General features: G+C 38.0%; 16 protein-coding genes. 1 reads left to right on the forward strand and 15 read right to left on the reverse strand.

Annotated elements, in window-relative coordinates:
• The 12 genes from QZ076_RS20010 to QZ076_RS20065 form a co-directional block, all read right to left on the reverse strand.
• Positions 1–945 (reverse strand): efflux RND transporter permease subunit (locus QZ076_RS20010; protein ID WP_293716659.1); only part of this gene is annotated, 945 nt, incomplete at its 3' end.
• Positions 946–965: 20 nt separating this feature from the next.
• The gene (locus QZ076_RS20015; protein WP_293716697.1) at positions 966–2,039 is read right to left on the reverse strand and encodes an efflux RND transporter periplasmic adaptor subunit; all 1,074 of its coding nucleotides are present in this window, start codon (positions 2,037–2,039) and stop codon (positions 966–968) included.
• 85 nt (positions 2,040–2,124) lie between these two features.
• Complete coding sequence (locus QZ076_RS20020; protein WP_293716699.1) at positions 2,125–3,972, reverse strand: O-antigen ligase family protein; 1,848 nt, start codon at positions 3,970–3,972, stop codon at positions 2,125–2,127.
• Entirely contained in the window at positions 3,969–5,894 is a 1,926-nt protein-coding gene (locus QZ076_RS20025) for a hypothetical protein (RefSeq protein ID WP_293716701.1), read from the reverse strand. The genes QZ076_RS20020 and QZ076_RS20025 overlap by 4 nt, the downstream gene beginning before the upstream one ends.
• A gap of 10 nt (positions 5,895–5,904) precedes the next feature.
• A complete protein-coding gene (gene lepB / locus QZ076_RS20030; RefSeq protein WP_293716703.1) occupies positions 5,905–6,777 on the reverse strand; it encodes a signal peptidase I in 873 nt (290 codons plus the stop codon).
• Between the two features lie 20 nt (positions 6,778–6,797).
• Positions 6,798–8,840, reverse strand: a complete 2,043-nt coding sequence (locus QZ076_RS20035; protein ID WP_293716705.1) for a hypothetical protein — start codon at positions 8,838–8,840, stop codon at positions 6,798–6,800.
• A gap of 473 nt (positions 8,841–9,313) precedes the next feature.
• On the reverse strand, positions 9,314–9,886 hold the full coding sequence (locus QZ076_RS20040) for a hypothetical protein (protein ID WP_293716707.1): 573 nt from the start codon (positions 9,884–9,886) through the stop codon (positions 9,314–9,316).
• 3 nt (positions 9,887–9,889) lie between these two features.
• The gene (locus tag QZ076_RS20045; RefSeq protein ID WP_293716709.1) at positions 9,890–11,050 is read right to left on the reverse strand and encodes a DUF4221 family protein; all 1,161 of its coding nucleotides are present in this window, start codon (positions 11,048–11,050) and stop codon (positions 9,890–9,892) included.
• Positions 11,051–11,138: 88 nt separating this feature from the next.
• Positions 11,139–11,357, reverse strand: coding sequence for an NVEALA domain-containing protein (locus QZ076_RS20050; RefSeq protein WP_293716711.1), 219 nt, complete (start codon positions 11,355–11,357; stop codon positions 11,139–11,141).
• Between the two features lie 207 nt (positions 11,358–11,564).
• Complete coding sequence (locus QZ076_RS20055; RefSeq protein ID WP_293716713.1) at positions 11,565–12,446, reverse strand: DUF1573 domain-containing protein; 882 nt, start codon at positions 12,444–12,446, stop codon at positions 11,565–11,567.
• An 8-nt stretch (positions 12,447–12,454) separates the two neighbouring features.
• Positions 12,455–13,510, reverse strand: coding sequence for a BF3164 family lipoprotein (locus QZ076_RS20060; protein WP_293716715.1), 1,056 nt, complete (start codon positions 13,508–13,510; stop codon positions 12,455–12,457).
• A 3-nt stretch (positions 13,511–13,513) separates the two neighbouring features.
• Positions 13,514–13,735 (reverse strand): NVEALA domain-containing protein, encoded by a 222-nt coding sequence (locus QZ076_RS20065; RefSeq protein WP_293716717.1) that lies wholly within the window; start codon positions 13,733–13,735, stop codon positions 13,514–13,516.
• Positions 13,736–13,902: 167 nt separating this feature from the next.
• On the opposite strand from QZ076_RS20065, the gene QZ076_RS20070 reads away from it, so the two are divergent.
• Entirely contained in the window at positions 13,903–15,018 is a 1,116-nt protein-coding gene (locus QZ076_RS20070) for a winged helix-turn-helix domain-containing protein (protein ID WP_293716719.1), read from the forward strand.
• A 207-nt stretch (positions 15,019–15,225) separates the two neighbouring features.
• On the opposite strand, the gene QZ076_RS20075 is transcribed toward QZ076_RS20070, so the two are convergent.
• The 3 genes from QZ076_RS20075 to QZ076_RS20085 all read right to left on the reverse strand — a co-directional run bounded on the left by QZ076_RS20075 (position 15,226) and on the right by QZ076_RS20085 (position 18,067).
• On the reverse strand, positions 15,226–16,272 hold the full coding sequence (locus QZ076_RS20075; RefSeq protein ID WP_293716721.1) for a 6-bladed beta-propeller: 1,047 nt from the start codon (positions 16,270–16,272) through the stop codon (positions 15,226–15,228).
• A 135-nt stretch (positions 16,273–16,407) separates the two neighbouring features.
• On the reverse strand, positions 16,408–16,848 hold the full coding sequence (locus QZ076_RS20080) for a DNA-binding protein (RefSeq protein ID WP_293716723.1): 441 nt from the start codon (positions 16,846–16,848) through the stop codon (positions 16,408–16,410).
• Between the two features lie 259 nt (positions 16,849–17,107).
• The gene (locus tag QZ076_RS20085; RefSeq protein ID WP_293716725.1) at positions 17,108–18,067 is read right to left on the reverse strand and encodes a tyrosine-type recombinase/integrase; all 960 of its coding nucleotides are present in this window, start codon (positions 18,065–18,067) and stop codon (positions 17,108–17,110) included.
• Positions 18,068–18,201 lie beyond the last annotated feature (134 nt).

Here is an 18,201-nt window from a genome sequence, read left to right on the forward strand (position 1 = left end):
CTCTATATCCGGGTATATGGTCACAAAATAATCCGTTATGCCTTCCAGCGCTTCTTTCATGTTGTCCATATTCTCGTCCGCCTGCTTGATTACGGCCAGTGTGACTGCCCGTTTTCCTCCGGCCAATGATGCCCCGGTCTCTTTTTCAGGGACAATAGCGATTTTAGCCAGATCTTTCAATTGGAATATGCGATCGTTTTTCCGGATATAAATGTTCTGCACATCCTCCGGCGTACGCAGCTGCGTAGAAAATTTGATATTATATTCGTAGTACCCGTCCCGCACGGTCATGCTTCCCGGTTCGATATTATTCGAGTTGAGTGCCGATTCCAGGTCCTCCAGTGTAATGCCTGCCATTTCCAGCGTCTTTATATCGGGTACAATCTGTAACTGCCGTTTCACCATTCCGGTGATATCCACCATCGCAACTTCCGGCAATTGTTCAATACGCCGTTTGATCACATTCTCGGCAAACTGGCAAAGATCGAGGAAAGCGGCCTCACTGCTATCTGTTTTAAGCGTCAGGTTCAGGCAAAAGACCGGTATGTCGGTAGCGCTGGCCTTGATTACCCGCGGACGCTCCACCTCGCGCGGAAGATAGTTCATGGCTGCGTCTATCTTTTCGTTTACTTCGATAAATGCCAGGTCCGTATTAGTCCCGAAGTCAAAATTCAGGCGGATAATGCCGGAGCCGTCGCGGGTTTCGCTATGGATATCCCGTAAGGCGGAAACCTGCATCAGTTGCTGACGGATCGGTTTGACAACCGTGTTCTCCAGTTCGCGGGCAGATGTATTTTGTCCGGACACCTGTATCGTAATTTCCGGTATTGCAATATCTGGCAACAACGATATCGGGATAGTGAAATAAGTCACCAACCCTACGATAAAACAGGCCGTGAAAGCCATCAGTACCGCGATAGGACGTTGTAATAAGAATTTAACCATGAATTTTCAATTTTCAATTCTTAATTTTCAATTATCGTAACCGGAGCCTCATGTGCCAGATTGATATTACCGCTGGTAATGACGATATCATCCTCTTTCAGACCGTCTGCAATCGTGTAACTGTCCGCATTTTCCAGGCCGGTATGCACGTAAGTCCAATAGGCCTTTGTCTTTGTGCTGTCCAGAACAAACACCACCTGCTTTCCCGAACGCAGTACAACCGACTCTTTCGGAACGACCAACTGTTTACCCAGTGAACGGTGGATGCTGACACGTACATTCATGCCTTCGAATAACTTGCCTCTGTCCGTAACCGCCGCTTTCACCTGTACCATCCCATTTTCGTCTACCAACGGATTTATTTCGCTGATACGTCCCTCTGCTTTGACATCGCTCAGGGCAAACGGAGTTACTTCTACCCGGTCGCCGTTCTTTATCAGAGGCAGTTCATTTTCCAGAACGGTGAATGCTGCTTCCAGACTGACAGGGTCGATAATGGTGCAGAAGACATCGGAGGTGGAAGCTGTATTATATTGCTTGGCAAACAGGTTGGCTACAATGCCGTCGAAAGGGGCAGTCAACACAGCATTCTGCTCTTCATATTCGGCAAGCTGGTACTGGATCAGTGCCTGGTCGTAGCCACTCTTTACCCGGGCAAGCTGCATGGTAGCCGGAGGAACCTTCGCCGAGTCCGACAGCGCATATCCCTGGCCAATCAGTACGTCCTGCAATTCCAGTTTGGCTCGTTCCAAGGCGTCTTTTGTAGTAGCTGTTTTGTTTTTCAATCGGAAGGTCGATAATTCCGCTAATTTTTGCCCTTTAGTCACCCGGTCGCCATTTTTTACATGGATAATAGCAATCGTTTCGGCCGATTCAAACCGCAGGTCGACATGACGGCGGGCCGACAATTTGCCGTTACTGATCAGTTCATGGTTGAAATCAGTAGCCTTCAGTGTCATCACGGTCACCTCGTTGGTTTCGTCCGGTAGAACTGTTTCAACAGTTTCTTCCCCTGTACTGTCTCCTTTTTTTTCACCGGAACAGGCTATCATTCCGGAAAGGATCAGTATTGCCAGCAAATTGTAGTATTTCATATTCATATAAGCTATGATTCTGTTTTCAATTTCCAAATATACAAATTAATTGTTACGATGTTCTCGTAATTGATTTATAAATAAACTAATTACGATTTTGTCGTATGTTGTTGAGCATGTTTTTAACTTCTGTTCTCATTTCCCGTATAGCTGTACTTTCCACTTTCGGCTCTTTCGTCAGTACGGCATTGGCAGCTTTGATAAACTTATCTTCCTGAAAGAAAGTCGGTTCTGCATAGAGTTTCGCCAACAAATAATACGGATAGATCCGTTCCGGTAACATATCGATCGCGTGCAGCAATAAATCTTCAGCTTTTAGATAATTACTTTGTGCCTGCTCATTCTTTGCCACCATATAATATATCATAGGATCTCCGCTCAGCTTCATTGCCCGCTCCAGCAACCTGTTCGCTTCCGTAAACCGCTTAGTCTTGCTCAAACACTGTGCCGTCTCGAACAGCAGTTCCGGCTTATGTCCCATCAGCGGAACCAACTCTTCATACCCGTCACAAGCCGCTTCATAAGCCTTACTATTATACAACATCTTCATCGTATTCCACTTTTTATACCCCTGATAATACCTTTTCTGCTGCCAAAAAATCCATCCGCAACAGAAGGTTAAACATCCGATCATAGTGACCGAAAGTATCTTCCTCCCCTCTCGAGAGGGGGTAGGGGGTGTGTCACTGGCAACCGGCGTACAAGCTACCCCTATCAACACCACCAACACCACCCAGAACTCCGGCAACTGCAACGGATAAGACGCCAGGCTAAACACCATCAACGCCAATATCCCTCCAACCGCCCCGATCTGTCTGTTCTTCACCCCCCGGAACAAGGAATAACTTAACAACAATACAAAAACCAATAAACCAAACACTCCTTGTTCCAATCCTATCTGTAGGAACTCATTAAATCCATATTCCGGACATCCGGCCACCAGCTTTTCTGTCTCCGAAGCCTTACCGGAAGAAAAATATTCAGCTTGCGCTTTGGCATAAGCCGCCGGAAAACCCCCGAGTCCTGTCCCTGTCCACGGCTGTTTCGTTATAGCCTGCGTCGTTATTTTCCATAGAAGTAGCCGGCCATCGGCCGATTCTTTTTTCAGCACGTAAATACCTGCCAATGCACCGGCTACAAGGATCAGTATCAAGAAAGATGATACTGTAGTTAAGGTTCGGTGTTTTTTTATGAATAGCTTTGTCTTTTCCCATCCGATACGTTGTACCCAGTAAACCCATCCGCACGAAACCGCCGCCGCAATCCAGGCCGCCCGACTCATCCCGGCAGGCAACACGACAATAATAGCCAGCAAACTGATCCAACCCAGATAGTACAGGTAAACCTTTGCCTGCCGCCATTCCCCTTTTTTATAGCCGTCGAACAGTAGGATCATCCATAAGCAAACCGGCAATACCATCGCGAGATATCCCGAATAAGGCCCCGGATTATAAAAATCCCCGGTCAGTCTGAACAGTGAATGGTTCGAACCTTCAAATCCATGTAATTGACGCATCCCCGATACCGCTTCAATCAATCCGGTCCCTGCAATCATTACCAGGAAAAAAATCTTCGACTGCGGCCATCTTGTAAATACGAACCGTAACAGGAACCATAGTATAACTAATTGTCCCCCAAACAGCATTTTCTCCGGTTCGGGATTCAATTGCCAGTCGTAAGTAAACGCAACAATAGCTGTTAAAGCTAATACCAGTCCATCTGCAATCGAAGGAACAAACGTTTTTCCCTTCTTTATCAGTACAGTAGCCACCAGGCAGCATGCTGCCAGCAGCAACATCGTCAGATGAAACCAGTAAACCTTCCCCATCACCAACCCGTTTACCAAACTGATGTCCGTGGCAAAAACGGTGCACAGCAGAAAAATTCCGCTGATAGCGAGTAGGGAATAATTTATGTATAGTCTATATTTCATAAATCAACTGTAAAATACTGTTTTCCATCTTTGTAAATAAAAACCTGTTCCTCTCGCCCTTTAGTCCGATCGCGTAACCATAACAATGCGTTATCAGGAACTAGATAATTCAGTACCCTCTCGCTAGCCGTTTGCGTTCCGAGCGATTTCCAACCGTTTATCCCATCCTGATAGAAAAGCTCGTATTCGTCTCCCGGCCAGACATAATTGTCATCATTACGCGGAGAAAAAACTATTTTCCTGATAGGAGTAACTTTTCCCAGATCGTATGCGACAAAACAAGAACTGTCGCCTATAGAAAAATAACTTAATATATCTCCATCGGTAATATTGTCTAACCAGCTTTCCGGCCATGGATAATCACCTATCCTGTTCAATTTGATTTCTTCTCTGTCTGTGGAATCTGCTAAAACCGCAAACTCAGCAAGTTCCAATATATTATCCGGGGGACTGACAAAACGTATATATCTGTACGTTTTGTTTATATCCGGCGGTATCAGTTCGTAGTAGTTTGATTTGAGTGTGTCATTGAACTGATATAATAAATCTGCATTTGAGAAGTCCCTGTTCAGAGATGCTTCTATTCGAGAACCGATAATTCCGCGATGTTGAAAATCCTTATAAGTGCCGAATAAAGACATTTTCCGTTGAAGGATAGCTCTTTTCAAATTCCCGGTATCCGCTTTCAATACGGTAGTTTTTTCCCTGGTATAAATAAATGGATAACCTGCTGCCCGGTGGTTGTGTCCGTCCGAGACTAATGGCTGATAGATGACATCCGGTTCCAGATTCCGGAAAGTCACATTCCCTTTGTTATTGTAGGCTATATCGACCGGAATCCACCCGTTCGGACTGAAAACTCCCAGATAAACATATTCTTCATAGCCGGACTGAACAGGGATGGAAACTTCATTTTCCCCATAATAATTGGCAGATACATCTTTTATAAAACGATCCCTGAATAGAACCGGCATCTTTTCGTCCGTTGTTATTCCTGAAAAAGATTCTTCCTGTGTTCCGAAACAATAACGGTAGACTTTTCCTTTTTTTCGCCCGTCGCTTCCGGGGTTGATTCGGGATGCTTCAAACTCATTAAAGCCGAACTGAATAAACTTTCCGGTCGTATCTCGTAAGGTTGTCCAGAAGTGCGGATGCTGGTATTCGGGTGAATAAACAAAATATTCGCAGGCAACCGGAATACCACAGGCACGCATGGCATAAAGTATGACATCGCAAGCTTCTCTGCAAAATCCGACACGATGGTAAAACAAGAAGTCAGCACTTTGGTGAGGTATATTAAAATCCGTATCCCAACGGTAATAGACCCTTTTCAATTCTTCATCAACAGCTTTGCTTGCTTCTATCACATCATCTCCCTGATAAGCCGAGTCGAGTATCGCGGTATAATGGTCATGATACAACTTTCGCCACGACGACAACGGTTCATCCCCGATACGATAGGGGAGGACCAGTTCGCAGAAATCATCGAATCCGAGACTCCGGTTCCACGGATATCTTTTCCATACATCGAAAGCCAGATCGATATTCTCTATCAGGTAGTTTGCTGTTATCACTTTTGCATCATATACTTTAGGAAGTGAATAGAAAGAAACCCGTTGCCATTTTTCAATCACTTCTTTCGATACGGTCTCTCCTTTATCTTTTTGTATCAATACCGGTTTGATAGAATCCAGTTGCCACCCCTCATATCCATACCAGCGTGGCATATTGCTGATCAGGAAACGGGCCGCTTCCAGTTTCTCCGGATTGTTTTCATAATGTGTCAACACCTTTTCCAATTCGCCCCGATTATCTCCGGCAAACAGGAGAGCCTGTTCCAGACGTTTGCTATTCGATGAATTGCATGCCGCCAGAATGATGCTGATAAATATGTTTAATCCTATAATAAATAGACTTTTCATGGCTTTCGGTTTAATGAATTACTTTTAAAAAACGATCCCATCTGAACTTATCCGTATACGGATCTATTGATTTCCAGATAATCCAGGCTTTCCCTACAATATATTCTTCGGGTAATAATCCCCAATAGCGAGAATCTTGCGAGTTCATCCCGTTATCGCCTGCCATGAAATAGTAGTTTTTCCGGAAGCGGTATCCGTTGATCGGATTCCCTTTAAGAAAGACCGTTGATTCCTTATATTGAAGCTCTCCTTGCTGTTCCCATTCGATCAGCTTTTTATACAGTCGATAGTTTGTTTGATCCAGTGTGATGGAATCTCTTTTTTTCGGAATATAAAGGGGACCAAAATCTTTGATATTCCAACCGATGATACTATCATAAGGAAAGCTGTGGAATATTTCGTCCTGAAATTTTTCTGTAACAGCAATCTCCTTTTGTGACTCTATATTGCCAAGGGGTATTTGTACACCTTCAACATGAAAAGATCCGTTTCGGATAGATAATGTATCACCAGGTAACCCGATACACCGTTTGATATAATATTTGAGAATATGCATTTCAATTTTATTCCAGTTGTTGGGATGAGGAAAATTGAAAACCAGAATATCATTTCGTTTTATCTTTTTGAAGCCGGGGATTCGGTAAATCTCTGTTTGCTCGTTTCTCATGGAGGCAAAGATATTGAATAGACGAGGCCCGGTTGTTAGTTTATTTACCAATACATTATCGCCGATCGTTAATTCCGGTTCCATCGAATCGCTAGGGATACGGAAAGATGCGAAAAAAAAGACCTGGAAAAATATCCAAAGAGCAACCATAGCGAAACTTATCAGTAATAAATTCACTCCCCGGTCAACTATTTTGTTAATTGATTTCTTTGCCATGTCTATTTTTTCCGATCTTATTACCACCAAACCTGTTTCCCGTTTTCGTAGGTAAACGGCCTGTGTTCTTTCCCTTGTGTATGATTATGGATCATGAATAAAGCGTTTTTAGGTATATTGTGGTACACGAGTTTGTAATCTTCTGCCTGCTGTCGGCCTAAAGAGATCCATTTCCCATCCCAATAAAATAACTCATATAATTCCCCTGTGACTATTCGATTATCATCGCTTCTTGGATAAAATTCTACTTTCCCGATTTCATGGGCTTGTTCCATATCGAGGATGATGCGTTGCTGTTTTTCGGATTTATCCGGTTGATAAAATGACACCCGGCTTCCATCTGAGATGTTCTCAATCTTATATTTCCGTAAATTTTTTGTGCCTGTCCAGTTACCTTTTATCAATTTGTTGTCTTTTCCGAACACTTTTATTTCAGCGATACAGAATGGTTCACATAATGAGGAGACGTTCTGAAAATCACATATTATATAACGGTATTTTGTGTTTCCTATGATATTGAAACTATCGATATAAAATGGCTGTTTGTTAATCGTGTGAACAAGGGTACTGTCAGATAAATCACTTTTGTTACACATATAAAATTGCGTACCAATAGTTCCGGTTGCCTTTATTGCCGTATGTAGGCGGTATGGCATTTTTGTGTGAAATGTGGCAGTATTCTCTTTTTCAGTTGTTTTGGGAGACAAGAACCTGAATTCCCCTTCGGCAGTCAGGATAAAGGCATCCCCGGCAGGGATCATTGCTCCGTTATCATAGAAAGCGGGTAAATAAAGAATGTTGACCCCCATTTTATGAAAAGAAGACTGTTTTTTTTCGGCTACACTCCAGCATACAGGATTCCATTTCCCTACATCATAGCAATATAAGTAAATATGCTTTTGGGGATGTTGATCATTCCATAGAGGCACTTTAATATCTTTACATACAATATATTTATCTGTGATATCCTCTATTCCAGGATCTTTGAATAAGGCTGGAATTTCTTCCTGAGCAATCAGTGCTAAACTGTTTTTTTGTATCTCATAATTTAATCGATACACTTTCGGTACAGTTCTGCAATAATTTAGGGAAATAAACGGAGGTAAATCTTTTACTGCCGGGCTATAAGTGTTAACCCAGAACATATCACTGATTAACATATCATCTTTCGATGTATAGGGTCTTTGAGTGTTATCATACAGTTTTTTTACCGGTTTATCATTGATTATTTCAGTCCAGAAATGTGTATAACCAAAATTACCCCATCCCGGATGAGTGTTTAAAACAGCCGGAATACCGTTTGCCCTTAAAGCTGCAATTTGGTAAATATTGTTTTCTAAGCAAGAGCCCATTTGTGCGGCAGCTATATTTTGGAAGGTTGTTGGAAGCAGTTCTTTATATTCTTCATCATAGATAGGCCATTCTCTCAGGAAAGTCGTATCTATGTGATGGATAATAAGTTCACTTACTTCCGTATTGGATTTGTTTTGTGCTGTGTCTCTCAATATGGCATACTTTCGATCAAAGAAATCCAATGCCTGTTCCCAATAGTAGTTACTGGTTGTATAGGGGAGAATATATTTATGAAAAGTTTCGGTGTCGATATCTTTGCACCATGGATATTGACGCCATATTTGAAAGTTCCTGTCTATGTGACGTATTAGAAAGTCAGATGACAATTTCTGAATATCCGGTAGGTATCGGGGGAATATTGCTGTGTTTGGATATAACTGTTTAATACTGTCGCATATAGAATATTGTATATCATTATCGTATTTGCCGTATTTTTTATGATGGTTTATGAGTGCATCATAAAATGGCTTTATTTTTTGGATAGAACTGCTATCTATAGCTTGCTTACCTATTATGTTTTTAATCAGGAAACGGGCAGCCTCCTGTTTCTCCGGATTGTTCTCATAATGACTCAATACCTTTTCTAATTCACTTCGATTACTTCCTGCAAATGTAAGTGCCTGTTCCAAGTGTTTTTTATCTAGTGAACTACAAGCTATCAGAAAAATTGCAATCAGGATGTTTAATCCTGCTATAAAACTTCTTTTCATGACTTTCAATTTAATGAATTACTAAAAATGAATCCGAATAAATTTATCTGTTGTGGATCTGCCTATTACCATATCATCCTAATAATATATTCTTAGTGTAATAATATCCAATAACGCAAATTATATGAGTTCATTTTGTTGCCACTTAACATATGGAGTAATAATTATCCTGGGAACTGTCTTTATTAACGTGATAGAACCTTTTTTGGATGGTACATATAATAGTTTGAAGTTAATGATATTTTATACTATGAAAATATCAAAAGAATCACTCTGAAATATCAAGTATTCAATTTTATCTCAATCGCTTGGATTTGAGAAAATGAAAATTTGTATTTTTTTATATTTTATAAATGTTGTCTCCAACAAGAACTTCTTTCTGTTTGTAAGGGAAACTAGTAGTTCTCCTATACATTCTTATAGGAATGTAGCAAATACTCTTTTGGGAGAGTTCTTCTAGATTTACTTCGTTGTTAATTGATTTTTTTTGTTAGACTTGTTTGATAAGTATTTTCTTTCGATATTTGTTTTAAATACAATTCTTTTATTGTAGGATTTAATATCGGATTTCCTATAAGAATTACATTGTTATTTTTGTTAAGCAAAAATGTTTGTAGTTTAATATTACTTGGAAATTTATTTTTTTGATTAAAAGAATCTTTTTTGTCAAAAATGACAGGGTATTTGAAGTCGGATTCTTTTAAAATGTAATTTATTTCTTTGTAATTATTTGAATTTATTATAAAGATGAATGAAATGTTGTCTTTAGTTACATCTTCAAACTCTTTTATTAAATCTTTCCAAAGGTGCATTTTTAATTTGCATGCAATGCATCCAATGGAATCAATGTAAGTCAACACTTTAAATTCTTTATCTAAGTTTATTTTGTTTTCTTTTAAAGAGTTATAATTGCTAGATTGAATATCTGAAGGGAAAATTACATTTTTGCCGATCCATTCTGATATTGTATTTTCGTTTGTCTCATTTTCTGATTTGCAACTACAGATAAGAATAGTTAATGTGATAAATAAGTATAAATGTTTCATAATCTATTGATTTTTAATGAGTTTTATTTTCTGAAAACTAAGAATGTCGTCATTGTAATTAGGATTTTTAAAATGACTACAACTTATATATAATCCATCTTCTCTAATTATATGAGCTGTGGGTACATAGGTGAATTCAGGGAAAAGTTTTTCTCCTATAATGTTTAGATCTTTATCTAAGATAATAATAGTAAATTGTTTTTTACCATAACGCGTGATTTCTAAAAAACTGTCATTAGTGTCAATTTCTGTTTGTGGACACGCAAAACGATAATATACATTTCTGTATTTGTCATATAGAATGTCTTCATAAGTTGCTTCTTCACAGCTGACTTGTAATATTTTATTGAAGTCATTTGTTTTTAATCTGTTTATTTTTACTTCTGGTATATACTTGCTTTTAATTTGTTTTGTTTTAACTGTTTTGTGGTCAGGAGAAACTATATATAGAGAATCACTATAAAGAAATGAATATATAAAATTATTACCATCGAAAGTTCGTCTATATTGATAACCAAATCCAGCATTTGTGCCTAAATCTTCAAATGTGATGATTTGTGGATATTTTAATTGTGTTAATTCTACTATATTGCTAATTGTATCTATAATAGCAGATAGACTACTTTTTTTTAATATATCACGACCGTAAGTTTTGTTTAAATTTTGCGTTAGATAAAATTTGTTGTTGTATAATTCTATTCTTCCTAAAGAATGAAGAATTCTTGTAGGGAATTCTTCATTAATTGCTTTTGAGAAATCAAATTTATTGACAATCTTTCCCTCTCCATCGCTCTTGTATAAGTATGTAGTATATGGACTTAGTAAATATATTTCATTTGGATTTTTAATGTAAAAATCATTTATATATCCAACTATGCTGTTTTCTCCTTCAGTGTCGTATGTTATTTTTTTATATGTTTCTCCTCTAGAAAGATTGTATATAATTAATTGAGGTTTTTGTTTATTTATGAAAGCAATGTATTCTGAGCTGTCATTTTTATAATAAGAAATAGTACTTAATGGAATATATGTACTATCATCTAAATGTATATTTAAATACTCATTTGATGCTTCTAAAGTGTAAATTGGTTTATCTGTATCTCTGTTTTTTTGTGTACATGAGATGAGAGTGATAAATAATATTGTGTGTAATAGTGTTTTCATGAATTTTATTTTATGTTGAAAATGACTGAATAAAAAGTTTATTTATTGCAATAGATAATAACTATTTTATTCAGTCATAAGTATGTTTTTATAAGCCGCAAGGACATCCTAACCCAAAACCGTTATAGCATAAGACGTAGTTACGGTCTTCCCAGAAGCAATTGAAACCAACTTCGCGACGAGCTAATGCTTCCACATTAGCAAGTGCCAAGTCTGACAGTTCCACCTCATTTTGACTTTGACTGAAATTCCAGCCTGCTGTAACAGCGATAGCAGCGATAATTATGATGCCAAATAACTTCTTCATATCTGTATCAATTTAATTGTTTGTTTTATTAATTATTAATCAGGCTATTTTCTATCTTTGCCTACTATTTTCAGATTTGATAGCCGAACGGCACCTGTACCATTCTGTTTTGTCAGTTATATTACCATCATACACCTCCTTTTTGGGGTCTCCGGGAGTTTGCTTGTACAATTTTCGAGGTCGTGCAGCAAACTCCCTTTTGTTCGATCACCGAACATTCCCTTTTATCCTACCTTTGATGGGTTGGTTGTTAATACTATTGTACTTGATCGTTACGACTTCATCGAAGAATCCTGTATCCTTCGGTGTCATCTTAATTCCCACCCGGAGAGTTTCTCCGGGCTTCGCAGGTCGTTTGTCATACGTGGCTGCCGTGCAGCCGCAGGTGGTACTTACGTCCACTATCACGAGGGGATTGTCCCCGGTGTTTTTTATTTCGAAGGTTGTTTGTTTTATTTCTGATTTGTCGAATGTGCCGAAGTCTATTTCTGTTTGTATAGCTTCAGCAGTTGTTTTCAACATATTTTTAGCCAGACTGTCTTTTCCGGTTATTTGTTTTAGATAGAGGTCTTTTATAGCCGTGTTGTGTACTGGATTTCCTAAAGCTGCTACTTTATTATTTTTGTCTAGCAGAAATGTCTGGAAGGTCATATCTGCGGGGAACTTATTCAGTTTGTTTAGCTGATCGTCCATATCGATACACATAGGGCGGTCAAAGCCATCACGTTTCAGCAGATAACGTATTTCTTTGTAATCTTTTGAGTGAAAGAAAAAGAGGAAAGGAATTTTCTCTTGTGTAACGGAATTTGTATATTCAATCAGTTCTTTCCACTTATGTAATTGCAGTTTACAGCTGGTGCAGCCGATAGAGTCTACATATATCAATACCTTATATTCTGAATTTGGAATCTGATAGTCAGTTGTGTCTGTCAGATAACGAGTGAAGATTAGGTTTTCAGGGAATACAATTTGTTTGCCTTGCCATTCGTTGACAAGTTGTACAATCCGTGTTTCCTTTTCTTTCTGTTCGTTTTTGCAGGAGAAGAAGATAGGTAATAATACTAGTATGATTAGATTTAAAGTTTTCATCTTGTTCTCTATATTTTGAATTCTATAATCGGATCATCGCTTTTTACTTCGGTTGCGACGATCGTGTTCGTTTCTTCGTTTATGTCGATGCCATATATAGCATGATCGAGGGTATATTTACAAACCGGATTTCCTTGCAGGTCGAAAACGTAGATGAATCTTCCTCCGTCTTCCGGCCGTTCTCCACGCTGATAGGTGGCTAGCTTGTCTTTGAATTTAATACCCTGAAATACAGCATAGATATGCTTGCTTGTTACTTTTATATCACTAAACCCCATGATTCCATTCGGAATTCCTGAACCGTCTTTACCTGTTTGAAACTCAGGTTCTCCTGCCGGACCATATAGGACTTTATGTGTATTGTCATTTAAATTATAAATTTCTATTGTTTCTCCCAACTGGGTAGCCATAGCTAAGACACCATTGTCAGGATTATAGTCCATAAAACTTCGCCATGCCTGTGCCAGTGCCGGGCGAGAAGTCTTTTCATTAGTTGTCTCGCTGGGGATTGTACCATTACTTTTGGTCGCTTTACCATTCTTGTTTACTTCCCAAAAACGATGCTCTCCCATATAGTCAGGAATCAAAAAGCCCGATTCCATCGTGCGAAAGTCCAAAGAACGAACAAGTTTCTTGTCTAGTTTAATCTCCTCTACCCGTTCCGCAGAACCGGTAGAAGGAGATATTTTCCAGCGGGTAATTTCCATCTTATTGGGATCGAGGGCCCACAAAGAGTCTAAGGAGTTAAATTGGATGTTTGCTGCTGATAGCATCTCCTCCGGTGCTTCTCCACGTTTGCCGAATGAAGCAATATGTTTCCACGCCGGATAGGTAAACGCATGTAGATAGTGATCTATGTTATGTAGATCCATTACAACGGCAATACTATCTCTGACCGTTACCCGGAATGGATAACGGAACAGAATAGTATCCAGGTTGATAACCTGTGCACTGAGCGCCTTGGTTTTGGTAAAGTCTGAGTATCTCGGGAAGTGCGAATCCGGAGAACTCGTGCAGGCGCCCAGGCAGCTAATACCTATTAATATATAAAGGAGATGCTTCATTGTTTATTCAAGGCTTAAGCCTGTGATTTTCATTTCTACCCAATATCCATTACACTCTACGGATCCGTTACCGTAACAATTACCTCCACTTCCGTGTTCACCGTTAGCTAATGCTTCGATATTTTCTAACAATAGTGTCGGTAAATCGTTCTTTTGACTGGTCCAAAAACAAAAGCCCGCAACTAGGCAAACCACAAATCCAATTAGCGTTAATTTTTTCTTCATATCAATATTAAATGTTTGTTGCAGCAAAAATAGAGAGGCTTTTTATGAAAAACTCCTAGATTTTACCTATATTTTACCTAGATTCTATTTGAAATGCTGTTTTTCTCATTGTTTTTCCTTTTTTTGAATGGTTCTTTCTTATTTTTGTGTTCAAAATAAATATGATAATGAATTTGGGTTTATCAGGCAGGTTGTATTTGATTATTGCGGTTTCTGTAATTGCTATAGGGATAGGGTATTGGTTCTCCTATAGTCTGCGTACTAAAGTGACTGAAACCTGGAAACAGACTTTGTGGGAAGATTGTACGAACAGGATGAGAGAAATTGATGTGAAGAAAATACATATATTGTCTCCAACAGTTTCTTCTGATATCAAAATAGAGACAGAAGATAAAACTCTACATTTAAAAAAGGACGGTACCACGTCGTTAACTACCGCTGAAAAAGATTTTCTTGCTGACCAATATTATTTATCACTCAAGAATCCTGTGAAAATCGAAACGCTGGATAGTCTTTTCCGATTGAAGTTGATGGAGAATGGTTTTACTTTTAAAACGGCCGTGTCACTTTATAATAATGAAACAGCCAAAAAGACATTTTATGGTCAAGAAGACGTGAAAGTCCTACATGATTATTTGAAATTGACATACAAAGTAGATATTCGAGATGTTATTCTCTTGGAGGGATATGTTAAGGGCGGTTGGTTAGAAAACTTATTGTGGGGTAAAGGCTATTATATCTTGCTATCTCTAATTATCTTTGGGGCTTTGGTTCTGTTAGTCTTGGAAAAGAAGAAGTTAAAGTGTTTGAAGCAATCTGTCCCCGAAAATAAGCTGCTCGAGGCAATCCCCTTGACTTTGCCTGTTGAATTTGTTCGGCAGAATGTGGAGTTGATTACAGAACCTGTACTTGAAGAGAAGCATATACAGCCAGGGTTAAATTTGCAACCAACAGCCATAGTTATTTTTCTGGATGAAGAGAAACACTCTTTAGTTTATGAGGATAAAGTAATACCGCTTGCTCCGAAAGTATTCGGTTTGTTTTATCTGTTGGCGCAAGGGAAAGATTATTTCCAATCGTATGATTTCTTGCTTCAAAATCTCTGGTCGGACGAGGAGACTGCAGATAAAAAGCACCTGGAGCAACTCGTGATCCGTTTACGTAAAGACCTAAAGGATATTCCGTGGTTGAATATTGATACTATACGAGGAAGTGGGTATCAAATCAAAGGAGAAAATGATATAAAAATTATTATTAAACAGATAGAATATAATAATGAGTAATTATATTATTAGGGGATTACGTCCAAACAACAAATTTCTCTCATTGAATAATTCATTCTATAATCGTATTTTTTTCGTTTGACATATATCAAACGAAAGAAACATATATATGCTTTATTCATTTGATGATTGCCAAATGAATAATAGTATGAGAATAAAATATGTATTCTTTATATATAGCTAGGTTTGTTTACTCTTTGTATAATCTTATTTCAGATTTATAATTTGTAATTGAACATTGCAGTTGTTTGTTTCATCATCTAGTATACGGCACCATACTTTATCGCTCAGATAGAATATTTGATCGGAAGATGATTGTACATAGTCGATGTCGTTGATAACAGCGGTTGACGTTGTTAATTCATGTGTCTCTTTATTGTATAGTACCCATCTATAAGGATTTTCTTCAACATAATAGTAGTAGGTTAATAATAAGAAGTTACTGGAGTTGCTGAACCCCCACATCATTGCAAAATCCTGTAATGGAATTGTTTCAGAATCTTTTTTTCTGAGGTCTTCCTTTAATCGTTGCTTTAAGTTGAATTGATATTCTACAATAGCTGTGTCTTTTGTGACGTATGAGAGATTATCCCAATTCCTGTCATAATAGTAAACAGCCTGATCCAATAAATTGGTATATAAGCTTAGGAATTCAAATTTATCCTCTTTCGGAATATCAAAATCTATCTTCTTGATAATATTATTCTCCTTATCTGTAGTCCATATACCATAAGGTAGATGCTCTTCGTAATAGGGCAAAATGCATAACTTTATTTCGTCTTTTAATACAGCAAAATCTCTGACATATAAAGTCGTCTTTTTTGATTCTATAAACTTTCCTTTATAACTGTATTTGTTTATTTTTTGTGAATGACCGTCGAGTATGTATATTTGATTAAGAACCGGATCAATTGTAAATGTTCTTATGCTAATGAATTCTTCGAGGGCATTTCCATAATGGTTGATCTGATTAATGAATTTCCCTTCCAACGTGAAAATCAGAATGCCAGCTTTCTTATTATCTAATAGAATCAAGGTGTCATCGTCTAGAAAAATGTTTTGGATGCCTGATATTATGCATGAGTCGTTTGTGTTTAACTCAATGTAATCTAACGACTTGGCGAATTGAGAATATTGAATAGTCTCTTTTGTGTTATCTAAATCAACAGTTATAGTTGGGATGGAAATATTGTCTTTCTTTGTACACGAGATTACAAGACTGAATAAGATAAAAAATATAAGTACTTGCTTCATTGCTCTTTTGTTGTTTGTTTACAAATGTATGGGTACTTCCATCAAGAAGCAAGTATTAAGATGTTTATTTCATGTATGGCTTACATACTAAATAAAAAAGTCCCGAGCTAAAACTCGGGACTGATTTGTGAAGGACTATTCGATCACTGGTCTGTCATCTTCACCTCCCGGATTACTGCCGGTTGTTGGCACCCCTTTCTTTTCGAAATTGGTATCCTTACGGGCTTTACGCAAGGCAGAGCCGGGTGTGAAAACAATTCGTGGAGTTTTGATCATGGAAGTTTCGAAACCCTCTTCATCGACAGAACCTGTCGAACCTAATCCGTAACGGAAATTTCCGAATTCACCGAACTGTACCCGTCTACCGGCAGCCAGATGCTTTTTAAACAAATGATTCATACGGTCGGCCACTCCCTTCACCTGGTTGGAAGGGATACCGGCTTCACTAATCTCGCCCAACAACTCTTCGAAACTTACCAGATCCGAGTAAACAGCCTGTGCATACAACTTTTCAGGGTTTTCTTCCTTGTCTTTCCCTAAATTGATTCTTTTTACTAAACGATACTTTAATGACATACTCTTTCAATTTTTGAATGTTAATAGATAATACTGTGTTTGTTCTCGAGAACATGACAAAGATACCATCTGCTAAAAACACAAAATCGGAATAGGTCGGGTTATCAGGATATCGGTTGGCTTATCTGGTAGTAATTACTCAAATCCAAATAACCGAACTGTATATCGCCATTCATGCACATGATAATGCGGTTATTTTCTTTGTCGTAGCAGAAATCGGCAATCTTATCCGTTTGGGCTATTTACTTAATATGGTGTATCATATTTTGATTTCTATTTTGTTCCTTGGATGTTTGTTATGTAGAATCTTCTTCTGTTTATTGGAATTGACGTGTGTGTAGATTTGGGTGGTTACAATGCTACTATGGCCTAATAGGCTTTGAATATACTTGATATCTACATCTTCTTCTAATAATAATGTGGCAAAAGTATGGCGAAAAGTGTGTGGCGTGATATGTTTTGATAGATTAAGTTCTTTAATGCATCTTTTTACAAGTAGCCTTACCGATTGGGGGGATATTTCATGCCCAAGCCTATTAGTGAAAAATGACGTTGTGGGTTGAGTTTGTTTATAGTACTCTTTCATTATGGTAATTATCCCCTTGGAACAAATTTGTATTATCCGTTCTTTACTTCCTTTTCCGTATACTTTAATTGTACCTTGTGTCAAATCGATATCATTCCATTGAAGCTGGCATAATTCAGAGACTCGGACACCTGTGGCAAATAGTAATTCAATTATTGCGATATCCCGGGTTTTAGCTTTATATGTATAACTGTCATGGTTGGCTTCTTTCATTCGTTCTTTATATAAATATTCCAATATCAGTTTTATTTCGTTACTGCACATGACAGTCGGTAAAATGTAAGGCTCCTTCATATGTATTTTCATTTTTCTAAAAGGATTTATAAATGTTTCATTCTCAAACTCATAGAATGAAAAGAATGCTTTTGATGATGCTATTTTTCGCTTTATGGTCTTAGGCTTGAAGTCTGAAATCTTTTGTAGATAGGCTTTTATCATGTCTTTTGAAACAGATTCCATCACTTCTATGGAGTATACTTCATAGAGAAAGTCTTTTAATTGTTCCAGGTCAATTTGATAAGCTGCTATAGTCTTCTTGCTCAATGCTTTTTCATATTGGCAGTGAAATATAAAGTCAGATAGAGCGCTACTTACCTTTTTTGCTCCTTTTGAGTCAGCTGTTTGTATTTCCATATTCATCATAAATTTAATAATGCCGCGAAGTAACGTGAATAACATATATAAAGCTAATTATCAGGTAGAAAGTAGGAAGACGAACAACTGATAACTTAATATTATGGATACATTTGATGTTATAATTCCGACTT

This window comes from uncultured Parabacteroides sp., assembly GCF_905196875.1.
Lineage (GTDB): Bacteria > Bacteroidota > Bacteroidia > Bacteroidales > Tannerellaceae > Parabacteroides.

Bases quoted from the DNA above. Each gene is read 5' to 3' on its own strand.
- QZ076_RS20075 (WP_293716721.1), bottom strand. From the start codon at position 16,272: ATGAAGCAAGTACTTATATTTTTTATCTTATTCAGTCTTGTAATCTCG.
- QZ076_RS20025 (WP_293716701.1), bottom strand. From the start codon at position 5,894: ATGAAAAGTCTATTTATTATAGGATTAAACATATTTATCAGCATCATT.
- QZ076_RS20085 (WP_293716725.1), bottom strand. From the start codon at position 18,067: ATGGAAATACAAACAGCTGACTCAAAAGGAGCAAAAAAGGTAAGTAGC.
- lepB (WP_293716703.1), bottom strand. From the start codon at position 6,777: ATGGCAAAGAAATCAATTAACAAAATAGTTGACCGGGGAGTGAATTTA.
- QZ076_RS20060 (WP_293716715.1), bottom strand. From the start codon at position 13,510: ATGAAGCATCTCCTTTATATATTAATAGGTATTAGCTGCCTGGGCGCC.
- QZ076_RS20020 (WP_293716699.1), bottom strand. From the start codon at position 3,972: ATGAAATATAGACTATACATAAATTATTCCCTACTCGCTATCAGCGGA.
- QZ076_RS20035 (WP_293716705.1), bottom strand. From the start codon at position 8,840: ATGAAAAGAAGTTTTATAGCAGGATTAAACATCCTGATTGCAATTTTT.
- QZ076_RS20065 (WP_293716717.1), bottom strand. From the start codon at position 13,735: ATGAAGAAAAAATTAACGCTAATTGGATTTGTGGTTTGCCTAGTTGCG.
- QZ076_RS20015 (WP_293716697.1), bottom strand. From the start codon at position 2,039: ATGAAATACTACAATTTGCTGGCAATACTGATCCTTTCCGGAATGATA.
- QZ076_RS20055 (WP_293716713.1), bottom strand. From the start codon at position 12,446: ATGAAAACTTTAAATCTAATCATACTAGTATTATTACCTATCTTCTTC.
- QZ076_RS20070 (WP_293716719.1), top strand. From the start codon at position 13,903: ATGAATTTGGGTTTATCAGGCAGGTTGTATTTGATTATTGCGGTTTCT.
- QZ076_RS20045 (WP_293716709.1), bottom strand. From the start codon at position 11,050: ATGAAAACACTATTACACACAATATTATTTATCACTCTCATCTCATGT.
- QZ076_RS20080 (WP_293716723.1), bottom strand. From the start codon at position 16,848: ATGTCATTAAAGTATCGTTTAGTAAAAAGAATCAATTTAGGGAAAGAC.
- QZ076_RS20050 (WP_293716711.1), bottom strand. From the start codon at position 11,357: ATGAAGAAGTTATTTGGCATCATAATTATCGCTGCTATCGCTGTTACA.
- QZ076_RS20040 (WP_293716707.1), bottom strand. From the start codon at position 9,886: ATGAAACATTTATACTTATTTATCACATTAACTATTCTTATCTGTAGT.